The 24,830-nt window shown below is 39.2% G+C and carries 25 protein-coding genes, 1 pseudogene and 1 other annotated feature; of the genes and pseudogenes, 2 read left to right on the forward strand and 24 right to left on the reverse strand.

Annotated features, from left to right (window positions below; genetic code table 11):
• The 3 genes and pseudogenes from RYP29_RS00005 to RYP29_RS00015 all read right to left on the reverse strand — a co-directional run.
• A pseudogene (locus RYP29_RS00005) lies at nucleotides 1-223 on the reverse strand (methionine sulfoxide reductase); the annotation flags it as partial.
• A gap of 486 nt (nucleotides 224-709) precedes the next feature.
• Nucleotides 710-1,552, reverse strand: a complete 843-nt coding sequence (locus RYP29_RS00010; RefSeq protein ID WP_311531369.1) for a BRO family protein — start codon at nucleotides 1,550-1,552, stop codon at nucleotides 710-712.
• 247 nt (nucleotides 1,553-1,799) lie between these two features.
• Entirely contained in the window at nucleotides 1,800-3,137 is a 1,338-nt protein-coding gene (locus RYP29_RS00015; protein WP_311531371.1) for a hypothetical protein, read from the reverse strand.
• 113 nt (nucleotides 3,138-3,250) lie between these two features.
• Between RYP29_RS00015 and RYP29_RS00020 the strand changes: the two genes are divergently transcribed.
• A complete protein-coding gene (locus tag RYP29_RS00020; protein ID WP_311531373.1) occupies nucleotides 3,251-3,478 on the forward strand; it encodes a hypothetical protein in 228 nt (75 codons plus the stop codon).
• A gap of 457 nt (nucleotides 3,479-3,935) precedes the next feature.
• On the opposite strand, the gene RYP29_RS00025 is transcribed toward RYP29_RS00020, so the two are convergent.
• The 5 genes from RYP29_RS00025 to infC form a co-directional block, all read right to left on the reverse strand.
• Nucleotides 3,936-4,481, reverse strand: coding sequence for a hypothetical protein (locus RYP29_RS00025; RefSeq protein WP_311531375.1), 546 nt, complete (start codon nucleotides 4,479-4,481; stop codon nucleotides 3,936-3,938).
• 16 nt (nucleotides 4,482-4,497) lie between these two features.
• On the reverse strand, nucleotides 4,498-5,139 hold the full coding sequence (locus tag RYP29_RS00030) for a PdaC/SigV domain-containing protein (RefSeq protein WP_156931410.1): 642 nt from the start codon (nucleotides 5,137-5,139) through the stop codon (nucleotides 4,498-4,500).
• Between the two features lie 170 nt (nucleotides 5,140-5,309).
• Nucleotides 5,310-5,660 carry a 50S ribosomal protein L20 gene (gene rplT, locus RYP29_RS00035; RefSeq protein WP_005376311.1) on the reverse strand — a complete coding sequence of 117 codons (351 nt, stop codon included), beginning with the start codon at nucleotides 5,658-5,660 and terminating at the stop codon, nucleotides 5,310-5,312.
• 46 nt (nucleotides 5,661-5,706) lie between these two features.
• The gene (rpmI, locus tag RYP29_RS00040; RefSeq protein ID WP_005376016.1) at nucleotides 5,707-5,904 is read right to left on the reverse strand and encodes a 50S ribosomal protein L35; all 198 of its coding nucleotides are present in this window, start codon (nucleotides 5,902-5,904) and stop codon (nucleotides 5,707-5,709) included.
• Between the two features lie 21 nt (nucleotides 5,905-5,925).
• Nucleotides 5,926-6,480: a translation initiation factor IF-3 gene (gene infC / locus RYP29_RS00045; RefSeq protein ID WP_005376236.1), complete on the reverse strand. Its 555-nt coding sequence runs from the start codon at nucleotides 6,478-6,480 to the stop codon at nucleotides 5,926-5,928.
• A 309-nt stretch (nucleotides 6,481-6,789) separates the two neighbouring features.
• On the opposite strand from infC, the gene RYP29_RS00050 reads away from it, so the two are divergent.
• The gene (locus RYP29_RS00050) at nucleotides 6,790-8,304 is read left to right on the forward strand and encodes a DASS family sodium-coupled anion symporter (protein WP_311531376.1); all 1,515 of its coding nucleotides are present in this window, start codon (nucleotides 6,790-6,792) and stop codon (nucleotides 8,302-8,304) included.
• 445 nt (nucleotides 8,305-8,749) lie between these two features.
• On the opposite strand, the gene RYP29_RS00055 is transcribed toward RYP29_RS00050, so the two are convergent.
• From RYP29_RS00055 to cybH, 16 genes are all read right to left on the reverse strand, one after another.
• Nucleotides 8,750-9,271 carry a winged helix DNA-binding protein gene (locus tag RYP29_RS00055; protein ID WP_311531378.1) on the reverse strand — a complete coding sequence of 174 codons (522 nt, stop codon included), beginning with the start codon at nucleotides 9,269-9,271 and terminating at the stop codon, nucleotides 8,750-8,752.
• 227 nt (nucleotides 9,272-9,498) lie between these two features.
• The gene (gene thrS / locus RYP29_RS00060) at nucleotides 9,499-11,409 is read right to left on the reverse strand and encodes a threonine--tRNA ligase (protein WP_311531380.1); all 1,911 of its coding nucleotides are present in this window, start codon (nucleotides 11,407-11,409) and stop codon (nucleotides 9,499-9,501) included.
• Between the two features lie 73 nt (nucleotides 11,410-11,482).
• Nucleotides 11,483-11,713, reverse strand: a binding site (T-box leader).
• Nucleotides 11,714-11,908: 195 nt separating this feature from the next.
• The gene (locus RYP29_RS00065; protein ID WP_311531382.1) at nucleotides 11,909-12,901 is read right to left on the reverse strand and encodes a hypothetical protein; all 993 of its coding nucleotides are present in this window, start codon (nucleotides 12,899-12,901) and stop codon (nucleotides 11,909-11,911) included.
• A gap of 67 nt (nucleotides 12,902-12,968) precedes the next feature.
• On the reverse strand, nucleotides 12,969-13,298 hold the full coding sequence (locus RYP29_RS00070; protein ID WP_311531384.1) for a DUF4911 domain-containing protein: 330 nt from the start codon (nucleotides 13,296-13,298) through the stop codon (nucleotides 12,969-12,971).
• Nucleotide 13,299: 1 nt separating this feature from the next.
• A complete protein-coding gene (locus tag RYP29_RS00075) occupies nucleotides 13,300-14,541 on the reverse strand; it encodes a U32 family peptidase (protein WP_311531386.1) in 1,242 nt (413 codons plus the stop codon).
• Nucleotides 14,541-15,146, reverse strand: coding sequence for an O-methyltransferase (locus tag RYP29_RS00080; RefSeq protein ID WP_005382665.1), 606 nt, complete (start codon nucleotides 15,144-15,146; stop codon nucleotides 14,541-14,543). The genes RYP29_RS00075 and RYP29_RS00080 overlap by 1 nt, the downstream gene beginning before the upstream one ends.
• A 121-nt stretch (nucleotides 15,147-15,267) precedes the next feature.
• A complete protein-coding gene (mltG, locus tag RYP29_RS00085) occupies nucleotides 15,268-16,680 on the reverse strand; it encodes an endolytic transglycosylase MltG (protein WP_311531388.1) in 1,413 nt (470 codons plus the stop codon).
• Nucleotides 16,681-16,872: 192 nt separating this feature from the next.
• Complete coding sequence (locus RYP29_RS00090; RefSeq protein ID WP_005376289.1) at nucleotides 16,873-17,163, reverse strand: DUF1292 domain-containing protein; 291 nt, start codon at nucleotides 17,161-17,163, stop codon at nucleotides 16,873-16,875.
• A gap of 66 nt (nucleotides 17,164-17,229) precedes the next feature.
• Entirely contained in the window at nucleotides 17,230-17,652 is a 423-nt protein-coding gene (gene ruvX, locus RYP29_RS00095; RefSeq protein WP_005380531.1) for a Holliday junction resolvase RuvX, read from the reverse strand.
• Complete coding sequence (locus tag RYP29_RS00100) at nucleotides 17,652-17,912, reverse strand: IreB family regulatory phosphoprotein (protein WP_005376219.1); 261 nt, start codon at nucleotides 17,910-17,912, stop codon at nucleotides 17,652-17,654. Before RYP29_RS00100 ends, ruvX begins: the two co-directional genes overlap by 1 nt.
• Nucleotides 17,913-18,011: 99 nt before the next feature.
• Nucleotides 18,012-20,630, reverse strand: a complete 2,619-nt coding sequence (gene alaS / locus RYP29_RS00105; RefSeq protein WP_311531390.1) for an alanine--tRNA ligase — start codon at nucleotides 20,628-20,630, stop codon at nucleotides 18,012-18,014.
• Between the two features lie 243 nt (nucleotides 20,631-20,873).
• On the reverse strand, nucleotides 20,874-21,668 hold the full coding sequence (locus tag RYP29_RS00110; RefSeq protein WP_005382650.1) for an NlpC/P60 family protein: 795 nt from the start codon (nucleotides 21,666-21,668) through the stop codon (nucleotides 20,874-20,876).
• An 83-nt stretch (nucleotides 21,669-21,751) separates the two neighbouring features.
• Complete coding sequence (locus tag RYP29_RS00115; RefSeq protein ID WP_005376014.1) at nucleotides 21,752-22,762, reverse strand: glycosyltransferase family 2 protein; 1,011 nt, start codon at nucleotides 22,760-22,762, stop codon at nucleotides 21,752-21,754.
• Nucleotides 22,763-23,009: 247 nt separating this feature from the next.
• A complete protein-coding gene (locus RYP29_RS00120; protein WP_311531392.1) occupies nucleotides 23,010-23,387 on the reverse strand; it encodes a hydrogenase expression/formation C-terminal domain-containing protein in 378 nt (125 codons plus the stop codon).
• Nucleotides 23,388-23,445: 58 nt separating this feature from the next.
• Nucleotides 23,446-24,021, reverse strand: coding sequence for a HyaD/HybD family hydrogenase maturation endopeptidase (locus tag RYP29_RS00125; RefSeq protein WP_311531394.1), 576 nt, complete (start codon nucleotides 24,019-24,021; stop codon nucleotides 23,446-23,448).
• Entirely contained in the window at nucleotides 24,014-24,820 is an 807-nt protein-coding gene (gene cybH, locus RYP29_RS00130; protein WP_038123078.1) for a Ni/Fe-hydrogenase, b-type cytochrome subunit, read from the reverse strand. The genes RYP29_RS00125 and cybH overlap by 8 nt, the downstream gene beginning before the upstream one ends.
• Between the last annotated feature and the right edge of the window lie 10 nt (nucleotides 24,821-24,830).

Raw genomic sequence — 24,830 nt, forward strand, 5'->3', positions numbered from 1 at the left:
GAATTCCAGCCTGACCAATATATACTAATGGTTCATTATTATCATCCATGCCAAATAACATATAGATTGCACTTTGATGTAATGCACTAATCTCTTTTGATTCATCTAATAAGGATCTAGGTATTTTATAAACCAAACCAGTCCAATTAGCTAAAGTACATTTAATACGACCAGTAACCTCTCCATCTAATAAAAATAAATTTACATTTTGTCCCTTTACCATATATATGCTCTCCTATTTATTATGTGTAATTCTTTTGAATAACAAATCTCATACCAAACAGCTTCATGTGACTCTCATTCTACTACAAAAATAGCCACATATAAACACTTTACAACAGTAATAGTGAAATATATGGCCAAAATTGAATATCATAAAATTATAAACTACTATTCTCTTTTTACTTTAAATTGACTATTTTGCAATGCACCAATATATTCCATAAATTGCGCCCAATATAGATAGTGCACATAATACTTCATCTATATATTCTGGTAGTAACTTAATACGGTATATATCAAGATATCGATATATAATTTTTGTTGGAACATTCTTTGTAAACATAGAAACAAAATACCACATCATACGGGACCAAAAATTCCTATATGATGTGGTATTATTTTCTTTACGACCTATTTCATCACTATATATTAAATGTAATACTACGTTTCGGATTCTTTAGTTTTGGGTTTCATTCATTCAAGTCGTTCATCTATCATGTTTCATCACGTCACTAATTAGTCGCCCTAAATCAATAGCATTTTTAGATGTAATAACAGGTTTGCCTGTTCTAGCTTCAATCGATTTACGTGCATCACCAGCAATAGAACCACCATCTTGAACAACTTGTTTATTCTCGTCTAATCCTTGAGGAGTAGTTGCCTCCGCAATATCCTTTGTAGCCGTTTCGGCTAACATATTTAAGATAAGTTCTGTAGTAGACATATTATCTCGTAGATTTTCTTTTTTTAGCCCCTTAAAGTCCTTATATTCTCTAGTCGTCATTCCAGACCAAGCTTTAGAGATTTCATTCGTTAGGATAGCATATTCATTACCACCCTTAACACCATGATCTTGCCATGTATCTGTAAGTTCTTTACGCACTTGAATCGCCTGTAATCGTTGGTTAATCCATTCTCGGCTATATCCTTTTCTAGCATATCCGTCTAAGGCTCTATCTATAGTTAGCTCTGGATCAATTATTTCATCAATACGTTCTTTACCAACCTCTGCTAACCACATTTTAAAAGGTTCTGCCTTAGGTGATGGAACAGATTGTATGATACGGAAAATACCTTGCATATCGGCTACATCAGTCTTATATGACTTACCATCTGCCGACTTAAGTTTCAGTTGTCGACAAAATGTCGACAACTCACTTCGTTCTTCTTCTGACATACGTTTTTTCACTCGATACCAATAATCACGTGGATTATTGCTTTCAGTCAGAGAACCTATCACATCAACAACACTAAAATACCACTCTTCCCTTTCATTATCCCACACAGAACGAATATGACTACCTTCAAATATCTTTACATCATCACTCATACATCTTCCTCCTCTCTTTAAATGCAAATATATGTTCTATGTTATTATCTATAGTATACGCCTTTTAGCATAAGAAATAAAGATATTTTCTAGAAAAATAGAGCTCTTTTTTAACTTTCATCACACATAAAAAGCCCTCTATCACAAGGTATATACCTCACAACAGAGAGCCTATAGTTACATGAAAAAATCTAACCTATGGTGAGAGTTACTTCACAAGGTATTTTTAAATTCCTTACATTATCTATTATTTCGCATTCTTAATATCAACCGTCGCCATGTCTTTTGGCATCTTAGCCCCAAGTCCACTTTGGAATGTGTTATAGTAGTCCTTATTGTTATTAGTATCTACATATTGCACAATATCTCGCAAATCTTTTTCGACCAAAGAGCTAGTATTATAGATCATAATAAAGTGATTGTATACGTATTGTTTATCATGTGATATTAACATATATATCGTTGTTTTAGGACGCTTAATTTGCATATATATTGATGGCATAGCATCATTCCATACGGTAGCAAATTGGATTGGTTGGTGCATCGAATATTTGTCAGTTAGGATAATACTGCGTACGGCTTTAGGAAAAATCTTCTCTGGATGTTGTATATCTTCAGCCTCAACTGGCATAACCATGATACCTTCTCTATACTGATCGCTATCGTATACATACATGTACGAATCATTCTTATCTTCCCGTATCATTTTACTTGTTTTTAGCGTTAAGAATGTAAAATCATTAATTGTTAATGCTTTGCTTTTTGAAAGTATATCCTTCGCTGGTTCAATGGATGGTAATACATAGTTAACCAACGGGGACATTATTATGTCTTTAGCCTTATCAACACCTTGAGCTTTTAACACGCTAAACTGTTTTCTAGGCATAAAATTATAACCCACATGATACGAAATTGTCGGTGTATTCTTCATCGTAAAATTAAGGCTCCCCACCATTGGTGCATCCTTAGCATACGTGACATCCCATGTCGCTTTTTCAACCGTAGGATACGTAAATTTACCAGCATATAATGAATGGTCATCACCACGAAATACGCCAGCTGTTTTCTCTGCGATAGCTTTCATATCATCAACAGTCAATTTGCTATAAGGAATCTTACTATCCTCCCAATTATTGCCTGCTGGTTGATGACGTAATTCATAAGCCATCATACCGTCGGGGCTCATAATCATTGCATTTCTGAAAGCAGGTGTACCATCTGCAATCTTCTCAGTATTCCCATATCGACTCGAGTATGGCATAGTGAATTTTACATTGGCCCCATCCTCTTTCAATATAAATACGGATGAAGAAAAATCCAATGCATGGTTCAACTCACGATTAGAATAAATGACATCATTTAAATCTAATTCACCGTTACCTACCACTTCTTTTGGCATATATGTTTTTATATCCTTTTCAATCTCCCGTTCCATTTGCTGTGCATCCGCATCAGTCTTGCGATAATTCTGATACGCATCCTTTGATACAGTTGGATCTGCACCAGGTATATTAATATCAATTGCGTTACTACTAAAGGCAACACAACTTAAACAGAGCGTAGCCATCAATACACGTTTCATCATAATAATGCTTCCTTTCACATAAACTCTCTCAAATAGTATATATGTATAGAATATCATATTTTGCTTGACATATTGTAGTACAATATAAGTATAGAAATAAGGAGATGATTACTATGAAATTTACAAAACGTATACTCGTCATGACTGCTTTAGCTGTAACTGCTGTGGTATCTACAGGATTTGCTTACGATTATGTATGCAATAACTCTCAGTACAATTGCAACACTAACACACAATACAACTGCAATAACAATGCTAACTATGCACCATGTAACAATAACAACCAAAACTATTGCGGTCCAAATTCTAATTCTAGAGGATGCGGCGGATACAGAAGATAATATATTAAACATGACAGAAGCCTATAGTACGATTTTCGTACTATAGGCTTTTATCATCTATAAGTATACATAACTCTATAGCACATTAACATAAACAAGGTTAAATAAGTGTCGACAAATTGTCGACACTTATTTATACTGAACCTAGAGTCATCAACGTGAGTTAGGCTCATCACCGAAAGGTGGTGATGCTATGAACAATTATGAAAAAGTAATGCTCATCATTGCTATATTGTCTCTAGCAGTATCCATTCTTACTTTTATTTTAAAATAGAGTAAGAAAAACGCCTAACGTATAAAAGCATTCGCAGTGCTTACACGTTAGGCGCATTCTAAATTTGCAATTTTGTAGATGGGCCTAACGCTAGCTACACGTTGATGGCTCTCTTTGTATTTATAATATAACATACTTTACGTTATATAGCAAAATACAAAATTCAAAGTATCTTACATTTTATTAATGCACAATCAATCCCGCTATCCCCCACATCACGGCGATAGCGCCAAATATAAATCCCCATATACTAAGGAATAGATGCACCATAGAATAATGTGGATAGACTCTAATAGAATACGTGCTATAATCATCATCACTACTAATTAGATAGCGACGAATCGTACCAAATATCTTTACTATTCGACTAGGCTTATCGTTAAATAATAGCTGATATGTCCCAGGATTAGCATAAAATGTATAGAGCTCGAATCGTACGTCGATTACTTTAGTCACACTAACGGGTATCAAGTTAGCTCTTAATGGGACTTCCTTTTCTGTTTTACAGTTAATAAGCTGTAGTCCAAACAGCCCCAACGGAGCTTTTCTAAACCGATTACCATTAAGCCATATACCATAGCGACCAGCGGTTTGTATAGTAAATATCCCTTTGTCTGTTCTATAAGGCATATCATGTATGGCCGTTACAGTATACACTTTCACAATATGTTTAATGCTCAGTACGAGTAACAACAGTCCTAGGGGAATCATCAGTCCGAAAACATACAATATAACGCCACCTTTATTACGAGTTCATGCGGTTAAAGTATTCAATAGATTGCGGTGTAAATCCAATATAGGTAGTGCCATTAGAATAAGGTCCTAATTCATATGGTTGGTAAACTAGATCGATGTTCCCCTTACCGCGTAGGCAGTAGTTATCGGTTACATATTTTACACTCCATCCTTGTGGAATACGACTCTTTGTATGGGAACCGGTGTAATAATCTAATACATAAGACCGTAAACCTCTGTCCAACTGTTCTGCATTAGCAATTTTTACATAATTGTATAGAGGAACACGTTGACCTGTTATTTTGTTATATACAAGACCTCTGGTATTAGTCATACCATGAACGGCACCGGCATAGTAATGATAGGTCGTCAATAGAATGGAAACAACTTGGCTATCTTCATAGGTTACCTTATAATTTTGAGCCACCTTATAAATATGTTGGTTGTAATACATATCCTTTGCTTCTAGCACATAGTTTGCGATATCTGTATTAATCGCTTGTTGAGCATAAGCAGAATCAGTATATACCAAAGGATATTTTAAATCTAAATTGGCATCTGATTGGCTACCAGTTACAACCTTTGCATAACCTGGTACGGCTAACATAACACCTACGGCCCCTAAAACTAAAGCTTTCTTTAATACGTTCATACTAAGCCCTCCTCTATCTGAGATTTGTTAACGAAATATCTATACTGAGTATTTCGCCATGAACTAGTAAATCTCCTTTTTATTGTTTCTGTACCATCGTACTAGAGGAGGCTTTCACCATACAAAAAAGGACCCTCCAAAGAGAGTCCTTAATTTGTTATGGTATGCTATTAAGCGTTTTTAGCTACTTCAACAAGTTTAGCGAATGCTGCTGCATCGTTAACTGCCAAGTCAGCCAACATTTTACGGTTAACTTCAACGCCTGCTTTAGTCAAACCAGCGATGAAACGGCTGTAAGTTGTGCCATTGATGCGAGCTGCTGCGTTGATACGAGCGATCCACAATTGACGGAATTCGCGTTTTTTCGCACGACGGTCACGACGAGCATAGTACAACGCTTTCATTACTGTTTCGTTAGCTTTTTTGAACAAACGAGAACGAGTACCGCGGTAACCTTTAGCTAATTTCAAAATCTTTTTATGACGTGCATGAGCTGTAACGCCCTTTTTCACTCTTGCCATTGTATATTCCTCCTAAATTACGATATATCAATCTAATAGTTAGCGATTAAGCGTATGGTAAGCATTTAACTACGCGTTTGTAGTCAGATTTAGCAACCAATGTAGCTTTACGTAAATTACGTTTACGAGCTGGAGATTTTTTCTCAAGAATGTGGCTTTTGAAAGCTTTTGCACGCTTGAATTCACCAGTACCAGTTACTGCGAAACGTTTAGCCGCTGCGCGACGAGTTTTAATTTTTGGCATAATTATAATCCTCCCAATATCCTATTTACTTACTAAAATCATGGTCATATTACGACCTTCTAATTTAGCTGCTTTTTCAATAGACGCCGTTTCTTTGAGTTCTTCAGCGAAACGTGTCAACACGGCCATACCAAGTTCAGGGTGAGAAAGTTCACGACCGCGGAACATGATGGTTACTTTTACTTTGTTACCTTCACCCAAGAATTTGGATGCGTTTTTCATTTTTACGTAAAAGTCATGGTCTTCAATATGTGGACGTAACTTAACTTCTTTTAAAGTTACGATTTTTTGTTTCTTCTTCGCTTCTTTCTCGCGTTTTTGTTGTTCATAACGATATTTACCGTAGTTCATAATGCGAGCTACTGGTGGTTTAGCGTTAGGCGCAATTTCCACAAGATCAAGATGCTTTTCTTCAGCCAATGCCAACGCCTCACGGCCAGACATAATACCGATTTGTTCGTTTTCAGGACCTACGACACGAAGTTCACGAGCACGAATCTCTTCATTAATGCGTGGTGTATCCTTGCTAATAGCTTTCACCTCCAAGAGAATAAAAAAACGGATGGCATACACCATCCGAATAGAGTTCTCTATATGTAACCTCATACTTCATGGTATTAGGTGAGTGGCGGATGGCCTCTGCTTCATAAATTACTTAATTATAATAACAAATTGACTGGTGAAAGTCAACACTAATCTTGTACTTTCCCATATATTTATTATTACAACTCCTATAGTATAACAAAGTTTGTGAATTTCGTATAGGTCCATACATCTCATTTTAATTATAATGATACCCTCGTATGTATACAATATTCTTATATATTATCACATACTTATTTATGAAATACTGTATAATAATAGCTACAGAAAGGAGTGTTTATTATGAGTACAGTAAGTAGTACTAACACAACACAACAAGCTGCGGCTCCTCCGAAGGGTCGTACGACAGCACAAAATATCGGACTTATTCTCGCATTTATCGTTTTAGGCGTCATTTTATTATTACCAACGCCGGAAACATTATCCACTGGTGGCCATCGCATGATTGGTGTCCTCGCCTTTGCCATCATCTTATGGATGACATCGGCTGTATCCTATCCGGTCAGTGCGACCATGATTACCGCCCTTACGGCCTTATTACTCGGTTTTTCACCAAGTCCTGAAGCTCCGGCAAAAATGATGGGCACCGCTAACGCATTAAAGCTCATCATTTCTGGTTTTTCATCACCTGCCATGATCCTCGTTGGGGCGGCCATGTTTATCTCGGTAGCCATGCGCAAAACAGGCCTTGACCGACGCATCGCCATGCTCGTTTTATCTAGCGTCGGCACCAAGGTAAGTCGCATTTATCTCGGCGTTATTATTACAGGTCTTATCCTCGCCTTCTTTGTACCTAGTGCAACGGCTCGTATTGCCTGCTTGGCACCGATTATCATCGGTATCGTTGAGAACTTAGGTATTGAACGTAAAAGCCGCGTTGCAGCCCTTCTCATGGTGGGCGCTGTACAGGCTGATACATTCTGGAACATCATGATTCAAACGGCGGCCGCCCAAAACCTTGTGGCCGTAGGATTTATGCAAACACAGATGAATACATCTGTTAGCTGGATTGACTGGCTCACAGCTGCTGCTCCATTTTCCATCATCATGGTAATTATTGCCTACTTCTTAACACAAGCATTAATTAAACCAGAGTTCAAAGAACTCGTTGGCGGCGATGTCCAACTCGCTAAGATGCGTAAAGAAATCGGTCCTATGAGCACCGATGAAAAGAAACTCTTATGCATCTCCATCGGTTTACTTGCATTGTGGGCTACAGGTGGTAAATTACATTCCATCGACACCACCACAACTACGATCATAGCGATTGCCCTATTCTTCTTCCCTAAAATTGGTATTATGGATTGGAAATTCGCACAACCAAACATCGACTGGGGTTCCATCGTTATGTTTGGTGCTGGTATCGGTCTCGGTACAGTTTTACTTAAAACAAAAGCAGCCACATGGCTCGCTCAAGTATTCGTTAACGCATTCTCTTTAGAATCCGCTACGGTATTCTTGTTGATTGCCATCATGGCTGCGTTCCTCATCGTAATCCATCTAGGATTTGCCTCTGCTACCGCCCTTTCATCAGCGATGATACCTATCGTCATCTCCATCGTTGTAGGTCATAATGCAGAAGGACTCAATCCCATTGGCGTAACCATGATCATGCAATATGCCATCTGCTTTGGTCTAGTATTACCAGTAAACTCACCACAAGGTATGGTAGCTTACGGTACAGACACATTCGACGTAAAAACATTTATGACAACAGGTATTCCTTTGACCATCATCGGCTATGTAATGATGCTCGTATTTGCACTTACATACTGGCACTGGATAGGGATAGCCTAAAATACTACAGGCCTGTATTATTTCTTGGGACCGTTAATACACCTTCCTAAGAATAGAACAGGCCTGTTCTTTTTCTAGAGACGCATATACATACCTTCCCCAAATTAGTACAGGCCTGTTCTATTTCTAGAGGCGCACATTCACACCTTCCCCAAATTAGTACAGGCCTGTTCTTTTTCTAGAGGCACGCACACACACCTTCCTAAAATTAGTACAGGCCTGTTCTATTTCTAGAGGCGCACATTCACACCTTCCCAAAATTAGAACAGGCCTGTTCTTTTTCTAGAGGCACGCATATACACACCTTCCCAAAATTAGAACAGGCCTGTTCTATTTCTAGAGATGCACATATACATCTCCCTAAAATTAGTACAGGCCTGTTCTATTTCTAGAGATGCACATATACATCTTCCCCAAAAATAGTACAGGCCTGTTCTATTTATTTTTATTGGATATAATCCAAATCAATAAAGTTAGCTATAGGTTTCTTTGCCATTCTATTATGTATATGAATTAATAGTCTTGTTGTTTGTTCTCGTTGTTCTTTAGGTATTTGAGAAAATAAGGCCCCCATTACCTTATTATGCGTTGATGATATGCGTTCATAGGTACGAATTCCTTTCTTTGTTAGCATAACATCCCGAGATCGTTGGTCGCTCCAATGTTTTACAGTGGTAACTAAACCTTTTTTCTCAAGATTTTTTATAACCCACCCCACATGACTAAGGTGTTTATTATTTAACAAGGCTTTGATTTCCGTATAATTTACTACATGCCTAGTTTTATATACATGTTTAATAATAGAAAATTCTTCACGTGTTACATTGCCAGCATCATAGATTTTAGATTCTTTATCATAGAAATCTTTATAAACCAAGTCAATCATCCCCCATAATTGACGATGCGCGAGCGTAAGATTTTTATTCTTTTTACGTTGCAAAATTGAAGCTAAATTTGACTTCTCCACACAAGGTCACCACCTAATCATAATAAGATGTTCATTATAATTTCTCCCGCTACTATAATGAAAGAAAAATCCCCTTATATATGAACTGCTACTATTAGATTATAAAATCTAAAGATAACTGTCCAGTATATAAGAGGATTTTTTATACTAAATTATTATTGACCAAATATCGTTAAATCCATCAAAAAATGATAGATAAATAATCAGATATATCAACAATTATATAATTAGTTGCGTTCTGTAATTTCAATTTTAATGGAATTGAAGAATTCGTCGAATGAAACTGTACCTAATTCGTCGCCACCGTGTTTACGTACGTTAACGGAATTATCTTCCATTTCTTTATCGCCAACAACGAGCATGTAAGGAACTTTTTCCATTTGTGCTTGGCGAATTTTGTAACCAATTTTTTCGTTGCGATCGTCTACTTCTACGCGAACGTAGTCATGGCGCATTTGTTTTGCCAATTGGTTAGCGTATTCCACGTGTTTTTCGGAAATAGGTAATACTTTCACTTGAACAGGCGCCATCCAAGTTGGGAATGCACCAGCATAGTGTTCAGTCAAGATACCGATGAAACGTTCCATGGAACCGAAGCATGCACGGTGAATCATGATAGTACGATGTTTTTGACCATCTTCACCGATATATTCTACGTTGAAGCGTTCAGGCAAGTTCATATCCAATTGGATAGTACCACATTGCCATGTACGGCCCAAGGAATCTTCGATATGGTAATCGAGTTTAGGGCCATAGAACGCGCCATCGCCAGGGTTGATAACATAATCAATGCCTTTTGCTTCGATAGCGTTACGCAATGCTTCTGTAGCTGCTTCCCAAATTGCATCATCACCCATTGCATTGTCTGGTTTAGTAGACAATTCAACATGGTATTTCAAACCGAATTGACTATAGATACGGTCGAACAATTCGATAACTTTCATCAATTCGGATTGCATTTGTTCAGGCAACATAAATACGTGCGCATCGTCTTGTGTGAAAGCACGAACGCGGAACAAGCCGTGTAGTGCGCCGGACAATTCGTGACGGTGAACTAAACCAAGTTCTGCATAACGAAGTGGCAAGTCACGGTAGGAATGCATTTCGTTTTGGTAAACCAAGATACCGCCTGGGCAGTTCATAGGTTTAATTGCATATTCTTCGTCATCAATGATTGTAGTATACATATTTTCACGGTAATGATCCCAGTGACCAGATGTTTCCCACAATTGTTTATTCAAGATGATTGGTGTGCGGATTTCATCATATTCGAAATCATGATGTACTTCACGCCAGAAGTTTTCCAATTCGTTGCGAAGAGCCATGCCTTTTGGCAAGAAGAATGGGAAGCCAGGACCTTCTTCTTTGATAACGAACAAGCCTAGTTCTTTACCGAGTTTACGATGGTCGCGTTTAGCCGCTTCTTCAAGCATGTGAAGGTATGCATCTAGTTCTTCTTTCTTTTCAAATGCTGTACCGTAGATACGTTGCAACATTTTGTTCTTTTCATCGCCGCGCCAGTATGCACCTGCAATGCTTTGTAATTTGAAAGCTTTCACCTTACCAGTAGATGCAACGTGAGGGCCTGCACAAAGGTCAACAAAATCGCCTTGTGCATAGCAAGAAATCACAGCATCTTCAGGAAGGTCTTCGATCAATTCTACCTTGTAGTCTTCGTTTTTAGATTTGAAGAACTCGATAGCTTCTTGACGAGACATTACGGATTTAGTGATAGGCAAGTTTTCTTTCACAATACGGCTCATTTCCTTTTCGATTTTGCCCAAATCTTCAGGAGTCAAAGTATGTTCCATATCGATATCATAGTAGAAACCTTTATCGATAGCAGGACCGATAGCCAATTTTGCTTCTGGCCATAAGCGTTTAACTGCTTGTGCCATAACATGAGAAGCTGTATGACGTAATGTGTGTTTACCACCATCTTCTTCAAATGTTAAGAACGCTACTTCAGAACCATCTACGAGCTCTTCACGAAGGTCTGTTAATTCACCATTTACATTGGCTGCTAACACTTTTTTAGCCAAACTATTAGACAATTTTTTTACTGCTTCCCCAAGAGTAGTGCCAGCAGCGTATTCCTTTGCACTACCATCAGGTAAAATGATTTTTACATCTGCCATTTTAATTTCCTCCAATTTATTATCTAGGATAGACTGAATTTTTGTAATAAAAAAAGACCCTCTATCCCTACCAACAAGGGACGAAGATCATTCGCGGTTCCACCCTAGTTAATTCACCGCATCACAAGGATACAGTTCATTCACTTCATTAAGCCCGATAACGGTGGCGGCCGTATTTGCCTACTTTAAGTTCGACAAATCAGTTTAAAGGGGGTAACTCTAATATATGTGTAAGGCATTTCCAGCATCAGCCTCTCTCTGGTACACAGGGATATGAGAATCATGTCCTTTGCATCACTTTTACTAAGATATCTTATCATAGGTACTAAAAAATTTCAACTATATAAGTACCTCCTAAAAAATAGAACAGGCCTGTTCTATTCCTAAAGACACGCATACACATCTCTCTAAAAATTAGTACAGGCCTGTTCTATTTCTAAAGATACGAATACGCATCTTTCCAAAATTAGTACAGGCCTGTAGTATTTCCAAGAACTACCTATTTACGTTCAAAGTGCGCAGATAGCATGGATCCAATTACTTTTTCAATTTTAGAGTTTGTAATGTCTGGGCCCTTGAATAGGATCAACATTACGTCATCGGAATTGTCTTGTTTAGATACCATCAAGACGCCGCTACCACGAGCACCATTATCGTCGTAATCTTTTGCAACGATAATCATGTTGAGGTAATGGTCTTTCATGTATGTGTAGACTTTGCTTTGTTTAGCGGAGTTGCCGATGCTGCTCGCCATGCCCATAGCGCGGTTAAATACGATGGCATTCGCATTATGCGGGTTGTTGCGAAGTTGTTGTTTTTCTTCATCGTTCAATGGCAATAGGTTAACCATCATGGATTCGCCCATGCGTCCACGAAGCATAGCTGGCATTGTTTCACGAACATCTGCAGGAATGTCGTTACTAGGATTGAGTTTTAAATCCTTAGGCACGGTCATGTACAATGTACCCTTGCTGTTTTGGCCTTGTACGGTTTTACTATTATCGATAGCGCCCATTGTGAAAGTATCTTTAATGATATCCATTTGTACGCCCAATGGTTTTTCAGGTACACCACGGCTAGCCACTTGGATATCGCCAGATTTGGTTTTCTTAATTGTTTCCACGGACCAAGTTGCACCTGGTTTGCCTTCATCGCTAGGAGATGTCAACGCAGCAGGCACTTCTTTAGCACCTGTAAATACATAGGTTTGTGCTGGCACAATTGTATCAGGCGCACCGGACTTGTTGAATACGGCACCATATAATACATTTGGTACAACAGTAGAACCAATTTTCAAATTATTATTTTCTTGGCTTTCAACATCAAAGTTAATATTGCCAGCAAATGTTACATCTGGATTATGATTAATCACAACAACCGTACCTGGTTGTGGAATCATGACAGGACCATTTGGCGCTGCAAAAGCAGCGGTTGCCATAGAGGCACCAAGTGCTGTTAAAACAAATGCGCGTTTTAATACATTACATTTCATTATTATTCTCCTAAATTTGAATAATTCTCTAATCGATGTTGATAATTCTCTAATCGATGTTATTGAACTATATTTCTAAGGTAACCTCTGGCAAGCGCGATAGGATTTCGCTGGCTAGACTGCGCGTATCCGGTGTACACCGCACCATGCAGCGCCCCGACTTGTCTAGGCTAGTCATAACACCTACGTATTCATAGCCTTCTAAGATGCGATTGACATAATTTGTATATTTTGGGTCTATGTAAAAGTACAAATATCCTTCCTCCCCTGTGCCGCTATACAAAGGCGGTTCAGGAAAGCCTGACAGTGAACGAGACGGCATCAATGGTTCTCGATTATCGCGTAATGGTGTCGTTTCATCAAGCATTGACATAGTAGCAGTATTTTCATGTACCATGTTACTCTGCTTTCACCTTGCACTCGCGGCGCATCATGGAATATGGTTCCAATTTTGTATCCATATACAAACGAACCTTCATTTGCGCATGAGGTGCTACGTCGATAGGATTGCCATCTTCGTCTGTCATTTTTTCAATAACAGCCTCTACAAGTTCACCCTTAGGTTGGCAAAATTCTACCTTATCCCCTACCTTGAAATTATTGCGTTGTTCAAGGTCCACATATTTTTCTTCATCGTTATAGCCAAGCACTAAACCGATGAAATCATGGGTTTGAGTATTTGTAGATTTCCCGTAGTTTTGTGCGCTTTCATCAGGGCGACCATTCGCAAAGCCATCTGTGTAAGGGCGGTGGGAAATTTTTTCTAATTCAGCAATCCATTCTGGACGAACGTACCAGTTTTCACGTTCTTTCAAATAGGTATCGATAGCTGTACGGTATACTTTAGCTACCGTTGCACAATAGTGAACGGATTTCATGCGACCTTCAATTTTAAGGCTATCGATGCCTGCTTCATACAATTCTGGAATGCGATGAATGAGGCATAAATCCTTGGAGTTAAAGATGTATGTACCATGTTCATCTTCTTCGATTGGATAATATTCACCAGGGCGATTGGATTCTACAATGCTATATTTCCATCGGCAAGATTGAGAACATTGACCGCGGTTAGCATCGCGTGTGCCTGTCATGTAGTTAGACAAGAGACAACGACCAGAATAAGAAATACACATAGAACCATGAACGAAAGACTCGATTTCAATATCTACATGTTCCTTCATTTCCTTAAGATCTGCTACAGATACTTCGCGAGCTGCTACAACGCGAGCCGCACCAAGTTCCCTCCACATTTGCACAGTATGCCAGTTCGTCGTGGATGCTTGTGTACTTACATGAAGTTCAAGGCCTGGAGCTACGCGTTTAGCCAAGCTAAAGATGCCCATATCAGCAACGATAATCGCATCTACACCGATACTTTCAAGAAATTTCAAATAGTCCTCAAGACCTTCAAAGTCCTCGTTATGAGGAATAATATTGCATGTAACGTGGATTTTTTTACCATGTTCATGTACAAATTGAACGGCTTCCTTCAATTCTTCGTCGGAAAAATTGGAGTTACCTGCACGCAAACCAAATCGTTTACCTGCACAATAAACGGCATCCGCACCATAGCGAATGGCCATTTTTAATTTGTCCATATTACCTGCTGGACAAAGCAATTCCATAAAATGATCTGCCATTATTTGTTGTGTCCTTTCCACACACTTACACTCATGCCATCTCCCATCGGGTAAATGGTGGTGTTAAATAATTCTTTATTTTCTACATATGCTAAATACGCTTGTAATCGCTTAACAATAGTTTTGAATCGATGCGGAGCCTCTTTGTCGCCACGCACATAGCCTCTAAAGAGAACATTATCGGCAAGGATGACGCCACCTTCTTTCACATGAGGTAATATGACCTCTAGCTGATTAAGATATTGTCCCTTAGGCCCATCGAGAAATACGAGATCATATTCACCTTTAATTTGTGTTAATACGTCCTTCGCATCACCTTTAATCAACGTAATTTGATCCTTATACTCGGATTGACCTATATAGTATTTCGCCATCTCATGGCGAACCTCATCCAATTCAATAGATGTGATTTTTCCGCCTCGTTCAATAAGAGGTGCCATCAGTAATGTAGAGTAACCAATGGCGGTGCCCACCTCTAACACAGAGGTGGGCCGGTATAATCCAATCAATTCTTCAAATAAATGCACCTCAGATTCCCGAAGGATTGGTACATTATTAATCATCGCGTAAATACGCTGCTCATTTAATATCTCATTTAATTCCATAAAATGTATTATAAGTTCCCGCTATATATTTGACTATGAAAGTAATCATATACGCACAAATTACTGTGCGTATATGACATGCTAATACAATATAATAGTTTACCGTATCTAAATACACTGATTATCTATCAACGCCGCCTCGATTATTACCAGAAGCAGGTACCGTTTGTGTACTAGGTCTGACCACACGAGGTTCTTCCGCTGCTGGCGCCGATTGAACCGGTGCTGATTGCTGTGGAACTACTTGTTGCATACTTTCCGGTATTTGGCTAGGCGATGATGTTGTAGCCGGTTGTTCAGTCGCCGCTGGTGCTGCTGGCGTTGGCGTTACTTGAGTTGCTGCCGGTACAGTTGTCGGTGTATATGTATATGTTGGTTCTACATCTACATATTGAGAATCCGCTGCTACAGCCTCTGCAGAGCTATAGTTATAATCAGGTTCGGATGTAGCCGCCACATCATAGTTAGGACCAGCTTGTGCCAATGCAGGAGCCTGACCTTGATTAGAAGAGCCTGCACTCGCTTGTTCAGCACCATAAATTTTTTCAACCTCAGCCAAATGCTCAGCATATGTTTTGGAGAAATGATTATGACCATCTTTATCTGCTACAAAGTATAGATAATCTGTATCTTCAGAATGAAGTACCGCATCTAACGCCTTTTTACCTGGGTTTGCAATCGGTCCTGGTGGCAAACCTTTACTTACATATGTATTGTAAGGACTTTGTAACTGCGTATCTCCAAGCGTTACATTTTCCTTTGCATAACCAAGAACATAAGAAATAGTTGCATCAGATTGCAATGGAATACCATGTGCTAAGCGTTTCTTAAATACACCCGCAATAGTTGGGCGATCCGCATCATATAATGATTCACGTTCAACGATGGATGCTAAGGTTACAAAGTCATGAATACTCATATGTTGTGCTTGAATTTGCTTTTTCACAGCTGGTGTTAAATAGCGATTCATTTGCTCAGACATCATCAGAATGACATCCTTTGGCGTAGCACCAACTGGCACTTCATAAGTGCTTGGGAAAAGGAAACCTTCTACAGGATATGTAGTCGGTTTAGTACCCTTCATATATGGGTATGGGACGAATGTTTTCGCCTCTGCCAAGAAATCGGAAGCTTTCATAATTTGAGCTTTTTCAAGAGCAATGGCAATATCCCCTACGGTATACCCTTCAGGAATCGTTAATTTAATGGACTCAACGTGACCCTCTTGTAATAAGTTAATTAATTCATGGACCGATACCTTATTTGGAATTTGGTAGTGACCAGATTGTAATTTTGAACCGGTTCCACTAAGAGCTAACCATAATTTAAATACCTGTGTAGACCGAATTAGTCCATGTTCATAGAGCATATCGGCAATTTCTGTTCCTGTAGCATCCTTACCTATTACGAGGACTTGAGATCCTCCGTCATCATTAAAGGTATTTGGTACAAAATAGGATGCACCTAAAGCACCACCACCTAAAATAGCAAGGCTAAGAACACCTACGGAAACATATTTTAAGGCTTTTCTCATGGATGAGTTCCTTTCTATTACAAACCATTGTATATCACCTTATTATACCATATTAAAGGCTTTCGATGTATCTCTTCTTTTATATTATTCATATACAAAATAACCATGAGTCAATTACTACACAAGGTGTTTACATTATAAAAAAGACCCTAATATAACAGCCGTTATACTAGAGTCTTTAGAACTTAGAAATTACTCTTCTTCGCCCATTGCTTCGTACATATTTACCAATACTTCGAAGTTTTCATCATCTTCATCTAATGGAACATATTCCTCTTCGCCTTCATCGTTTGTTTCGATGCGAGCCAAAATCATATATGTATCATCTTGACCTTCATGTTCTTCATCTTGTACATGAACAAGTACAGCGTATTCTTGACCTTCATGATTCAAGATTACATCTTCTGTAAAATATTGTTTGTTACCATCTTCATCTTCAAATTCGAGATAGAAAATTTCACCTTCGTAATTTTGATCAACCACGAGTAATCCCTCCTTTATTATGTATATAAGAACCTGTATGATATTCGCATTAGATATCTATGCGAATTAAGATTTACTAAATTGTAGTCTGTCTAAATAGCCTTGTAAAATAACGACAGCAGCCATTTTATCGATGACGCCCTTTCGTTTTTTACGACTCACATCAGCTGCGATGAGTTGACGTTCGGCCATAACGGTAGATAACCGTTCATCCCAAAATGTAACAGGCAAGTCGATGACAGCCTTCATTTTTTCGACAAATTCTTCCGTTTTTTCAGCGCGCTCACCCTTGGTGCCGTTCATATTCTTCGGCATGCCCACTACGAGTTCATGCACTTCGTATTCTGAAATCAATTCACGCAATCGGTTAAAGTCATTTTCTAAGGATGTACGACGAATCGTTTCTATACCTTGAGCAGTCATCAATAGCGCATCACTACATGCGATGCCAATGGTGCGACTACCTACGTCTAATGCCATAATTCTCATTATAGTTGTTTAGCCTTTGCGTATTCTTTTAATAATTCTTCGATTAAATCATCGCGTTCTAAACGGCGAATATCACTACGTGCATTATTATAGCTTGTAATGTACGCTGGATCCCCAGAGATAAGATAACCTAAGATTTGATTGATAGGATTATATCCTTTTTCTTGAATAGATTTATAAACGCGAGTTAATACCTCTTCGGCAGTCATCGGTTCATCGTCTACTTTACGGAATAACATAGTTTCATCTGAAACCTTCATGGGTATCCCTCCTTTGTATGAATGGGCCACGTACGTGGCCCACATATATGTATTGTATGTTTCTATTATAGCATATGCAAGATATACCTATAGAACGTATTATGTGTTAAGAGCTTCTTTAACAGCTTCGCCAGCTGCTTTTAATGCATCCATCAATTTAGCTGGTTCTTTACCACCTGCTTGTGCCATATCTGGACGACCACCGCCATTACCACCAGCTACTTGAGCTGCTGCTTTAACGATATTACCAGCTTTTACGCCTTTACCGACAACATCTTTGGAAACTTTACATACAAAGTTTACCTTGTCATCGCCCATAGCGGCACCTACGAGTACTACGCCAGAACCATCTAATTTATCAAGGCCCATATCAGCGAAGTCACGCAATTCATCAATAGAGGATGCTTTCACAGACGCAGCAACAAATGCTACATCGCCAATCATAACCTTACCAGCTACGATATCAGCAGCACCTGCAGCAGAAACCTCTTTGCGAATTTGGTCTAATTCTTTAGCTGTTTCTTTAGCCTCTGCCAATACTTGGTGCAAACGTTCTTCTACTTGGGCAGGTTTAGTTTTTAATTCACTAGCAATGCGTTCGATAGTCAAACGATCATGTTTTGCTGCGTCAAGAGCGGCACGACCTGTAATCGCTTCGATACGACGTACACCAGAACCGATACCGGATTCAGATGTTAAACGGAAGGAACTGATGAAAGCTGTATTGCCTACATGAGAACCGCCGCACAATTCAACGGAGAAACCAGGAACCTCTACTACGCGAACTACATCGCCATATTTATCGCCAAAGAGTGCCATAGCACCTTTTGCTTTTGCTTCGTCCATAGACATTTCAGCAATAGCAAGATCTGTGGCCTTAAGAATTTCTTCGTTTACAAGAGCTTCGATTTGGTCAAGTTCCTCTTGTGTTACAGGAGAGAAATGAGTGAAGTCGAAACGCAAGTAATCTGGTGTTACCAAAGAACCTGCTTGGTTAACATGTTCGCCAAGCACGCGTTTTAATGCAGCATGCAACAAGTGAGTTGCCGTATGATTACGAGCCATCGCTGCACGACGAGCTGTATCTACTTCAAGAGTTACATCATCGCCTTCAGAGATGGAACCTTCTACAACGGTACCGATGTGGTATACAGTACCTTCTGGCAAGCGTTTTGTATTATGAACCTCTACCTTGCCCATTGGACCGACGATAAAGCCAGTATCGCCTAATTGACCGCCCCCTTCTGCATGGAATGGTGTAGTGCGTACGATAACAGTGATTTCATCGCCATCAACAGCGGTTTGCAAGCGTTCAGAGCCTTTACCAAGCATCAATACAGAGGATGCAGTTTCCGCTTCATTTTCTACAAGTTCTTCATCTTTTAAGAATGTAATATCTGGTGTAGCTACCTTTGCATCTTCTTTTACGCGAGCTTCACGAGCACGTTCACGTTGTTCTTTCATGGCAGCATCAAAGCCTTCATGGTCGATTGTGAAACCGCGTTCGGATGCGATTTCTTCTGTTAATTCCCAAGGGAATCCATATGTATCATATAGTTTGAATACTTCTGTACCAGGAACTACAGTTGCTTTTTCAGCAGCCAATGTATCGATTAAGGAATTCAATAATTCAAGGCCTTGTTCCAATGTTTGGTTGAAACGTTCTTCTTCGTTTTGAACGACACGTTTAACGAAGTCTTGTTTTTCAGCAATGGATTTGATACCAGGGCCAAGAATATCTACAACTACATCAATTAACGGAGTTAAGAATAGACCTTCGATACCAAGCAAACGGCCATGACGTACGGCACGGCGCAAGATACGACGCAATACGTAACCGCGTCCTTCATTGGATGGTAATACACCATCGGAAATCAACGCAGTTACAGCACGAGCATGGTCAGCGATAACTTTCAAAGACACATCTGTATTTGGGTCTTCGTTATACTTAACACCAGCGCGTTTTGCAGTTGCTTCTATGATTGGGAAAATCAAATCTGTTTCAAAGTTTGTTTTGCAATGTTGCAATACGGAAGCCAATCGTTCAAGACCAGCGCCAGTATCGATGTTTTTATGTTGCAATGGCTCATAGGAACCGTCTGGCATTTTATTGAATTGAGTGAACACGAGGTTCCAAATTTCAAGGTAACGGTCACAGTCACAACCAGGTGCACAGTTAGGATCATCACAACCATGTTCAGGGCCTTGGTCGAAGAAGATTTCGCTATCTGGACCACATGGGCCTTCACCGATTTCCCAGAAGTTATCTTCAAGGCGTGTAATGTGGCTTTCTTCTACGCCACAATCGTTGTGCCATGTATCATATGCTTCTTGGTCATCTGGATATACAGTGACATATAATCTGTTTTTGTCGAGTTTAATAACTTCTGTTAGGAATTCCCATGCCCAATGAATAGCATCTTTTTTAAAGTAATCTCCAAAGGAGAAGTTACCAAGCATTTCAAAGAATGTATGGTGACGTGCTGTGCGGCCTACGTTTTCAAGGTCACCAGTACGCATACATTTTTGGCTTGTCGTAATACGATGACAAGGAGGTACCAATTTACCTGTAAAGAAAGGCTTTAATGGCGCCATACCTGCCCCGATCAATAATAGAGACGGATCGTTTTCTGGTATAAGAGAAAAACTATCTAATTTTAAATGTCCTTTGCTTTCAAAAAACTGCAAGTATGCTTGACGCAGTTCATTACCTTTCATGTGTATATTCCTCCTAAAATAATTTACTCTTAATTATAACGTAAAAACCATAGAAAATCTATTATAACCTATATATATCCGGATATAATTAACCTTCATTAGCATTCTCTATTCCATCTAGTTGCCATAAAAAGAGATACAAAAAAGAGGTTATACAAATCAACAGAACATAATTGATTCGTATAGCCCCTTTTTATGGCTCATATATAGTTCACCAATGGTTCTACATAGAGAAACCATATATTATATAACGCGTTTCGCGCCAATATAGCGTTCGCCCCAATAACCAGTATCAAGATCAGCTACGGCTACGCCACGGCTAGATGTAGCACTGATAAATTTACCATTGCCAATGTAAATACCGGAATGAGATGGACCTGGTTCATAGGTTTCAAAGAACACCAAATCCCCTGCTTTTAAGTTCGCGCGAGAAACTTCAACACCTACGTTGTATTGTTCATCCGCTAAGCGTGGCAGAGAAATCCCCTGTTTTGCAAACACATATTTAACATAACCAGAGCAGTCAAAACCACTTGGTGTAGTGCCGCCAAATACATAAGGAACACCGCGATATTTATCGGCTTCTGCCAAAATAGCATGAATATTGTTTGGCGTTTGTACCTTTTTCAAATTATTCAATTTAACATTTTGGCCTGCAAGACGTCTAGATTGTGCATTTTGATTTGTGAAAGCAGATTTTGTTGCCACTGCTTTTGTAGCTGCATTATTGGATAGTACTGCTTTAGTTGTACGAGGAGCCCCCATCAACGCATTGTACGTTGCAGGTCCGATAATACCATCTACAGGTAAACCACGATCTTGTTGGAATAGGCGTACAGCCCATTTCGTTTCTTTGCCATACACACCATTTTTATCGGTTGCATTATAACCATGTTTGATTAATTGTTGTTGTACAGCAATTACGTTTCTACCTTTATCACCATATTGTAATGTTGTAGCGCTTGCCATCGCAGTGGTCGCACATACAAATGTTAATGTTAATGCCGCAATTTTACTCTTACTATATTTTGACTTCATATTCTTCCTTCCTAAAACTTCAAAGTGAGTTTACTTATTCAAAATATACTAACCGTCTCTCTATTTGCATCCAACAAATACAGCTAGTCTTTATCTTCTTCAGGGCCAGGTACTTGATTGGCTATAAATATATCAGCTTTTGATGGTTCATAAGCTATTTCTGGATTTTCACCATCAAAATTTATAGCAGCTTTCACCCAGTATAATGGACGTTGTTTTACCTCTTCAAATACGCGTCCCACGTATTCGCCGATAATGCCAAGCCCAACTAATTGGATGCCACCGATAAATAATATGGACACGCCCAAGGTGGTCCACCCGTTTAATGCTTGACCCGTTAAGTACACGTAGAGCAAATGTAGAATCAAGAGAAAACTCAAGCCCCCACATAGGACACCTACATACAAAGCCGCACGCAATGGAACGCGCGAAAACGCCGTTACCCCATCAAGAGCAAAGCGAATCATTTTGCGCACACTGAATTTCGAAACCCCTGCAAAGCGAGGAGGCGCAACAAAATGAAGTTCCGCTTGGCGATAGCCAAGTGCACCAACGATGCCACGCAAGAAACGCCCGTGTTCACGGAAATGTTTCAAAGTTTCTAGCGACTTACGATTCATTAAACGGAAATCAGATCCCCCTTCTACGATGGGAACATCTGCCATTTTATTCATCAGTTTATAATAATATTTAGAAGTGAAGGATTTTGCCCAACTGGCATCCTCCGTAGAGTCGCGTATGGTACGTACCACATCGTAACCAGCCTCCCACAAACGTATCAGTTCTGGAATCAAAGCCGGCGGATGTTGCATATCACCATCCATGGTGATTACCGCATCACCTTTGGCATAATCAAGGCCACACGTCAACGCAGTCTGATGACCAAAGTTTCGTGCCAATAACACGACCTTAACTCGCGTATCAAGTTTTGCAATCTCGCGCAAAACGACAACAGACGAGTCCGTAGATCCATCATCGACATAGATAAGTTCATATTCATATGGTAGACCTGTCATAACTTTTGTTACGGCATTGTAAAAAATAGCTATATTTTCTTCTTCATTATATACAGGTACAACAATTGAAACTAACATATATCCTCCGTCGATTACTTCTATATTTTAGCGTTAAATAGTCAATATAGGCAAATTTAAAAGGTTAACAATAAAGAAGATGAACCTCATAATTCCCATAGCTATGCTACTTTTCAGGATTTTGAGGTTCATTCTCTTCATATTACCATTTTATCTTAAACACTTATTAATAAGCACTATATTTATTAAATTGTTATATTTATACACTTTTACGCAAATCATATATATAGGCATTAAACTATTTATTTTATAGTCCAGCTGCATCAATCCATGTCGTAAGATCTTCTTCTGCTGTCATGATATCTTCATCAAAAGCACCAACTACTTCAGGATAACGAGCTACCTCTACCGTATGTAGGATTGAGTCATCACGACCATTTTTATAGGTACCAATCCAAATGCCAGAAAATTGAGATTCATACCATTCTACAGGTTGATCTGTTTCATTGAAGGTAATCGTAATATGTCCACGTCCCAAAGTTTCTAGCACCTCTACTTGCTCTTCTTCAGTAAGGCCTGTCTTCTCAATATATATGGAATAGGTTGCACCAGTTTCTCGTAATTGCTTTAGTGCTTGACGCAACTCATTTAGAACGGCCCGTACATTATTATAATTTTCAATCATAGTGTCCCTCCTTTCTCATCCTATCAGTCTATTCTTATTTATCTATAGACATATCAGTTTATTTAGGTTCGATTTGTACGCCCCATTCACGAAGAACACGTAGAACACGATCCTTTACCTCAGGTAATGCCTTTTGTACAGGCACGCTAGGTTCAAATCCTACGTCTAAGGACTCCGGTTCAACACCTATAACAATAGCATCTTCCAATGGATTTTCTTGAATGGCACGAATGCGCAATATATCTTGCATGCCTACTTCATGAACAGAAATATGGTCCGTAAAATACTGTTCTAATTCGCGATGTGGGAACTCATAGATTGTGCCAGGTGCTTCGCCACCATTAACGGCGTCAATCAAGAGGATTTTCTTCATGCCCCGCATATAGGTCAATAATTCCATGCCCATCGTTCCGCCATCAATCAAGCTTATCTGAGGGGTGAAAGTATAATTAGCTTTCAAATCCTCTACAACATGAACACCAAGGCCCTCATCGGTAAGCAAAATATTACCTACCCCTAGAACGACAATAGAGTTCTCATAATCATCATAAATGGCATGTAAATCAATACGCGGGCTCTCAGAGCCCGCGTATTCTATGCCACTAAATTGTTCTTCAGTGGATATATTAGTCATCTTGTAATTCCTTTTCTCGTGGATCGTCAGGATTGCTTGGACGATATGTAGTACCAGATGGTTTATCGATACGTTCACCACGACGGCGTTTACCGTTAAGGTCTTCAATATCGATAGGATCATGGGCATAATATTTCATGCCTGAAACCATAGCGGATACTTCGCCAGATTCTTCCATAACATCTTCTCGGAATGCCATGTACACATGAATAATGGTAAAGAATAAGAAGCCCCATGCAATATAGTGATGGATTATATGAACTTTATATTCACCACCAAATAGCGTAATAATCGGTGCAAAAAGAGTTCCTATAATACCATTAGGATCAATCATAGCATACATTGAAAAACCTGTGATGATTTCAAAGAAGAACATGATGTACACCATCATATATGCCGTTCTCGCCAAGGAGTTACGTAACCAGTGATGTTCATGCTTTTGTGGAATCATCAAATAGTGCAATGTTGTTTCGCGAAGGCCATACCAATACCGTTTTTGACGGAATTTAGGCAATAATCTATCCCCGCGATTCCAAAGTGCACCAGCAAATCGGAATATAAAGGAGAATGTCAAAATAACACCCGCAATGAAATGGATACGGCGCATCGTTTCCATAGCGAACCAGCCATCAATGGCAAACGTTGGTTCCGGATGTCCTGTAATAGCTGCAAACCCTGGATCGCCAATATAAAGGCCTGTCCAGAATAAAGCTGTTACGGAAAGCACCATTGTCCAGTGGAATATGCGCAGCCATAAACTAAATACAACATACGCTTTTTTGTCAGTATGTATTAACATAAGCCCACCA

Origin of the sequence: uncultured Veillonella sp. (genome assembly GCF_963534045.1) — a bacterium.
In the GTDB taxonomy this organism is placed as follows: Bacteria; Bacillota; Negativicutes; order Veillonellales; family Veillonellaceae; genus Veillonella.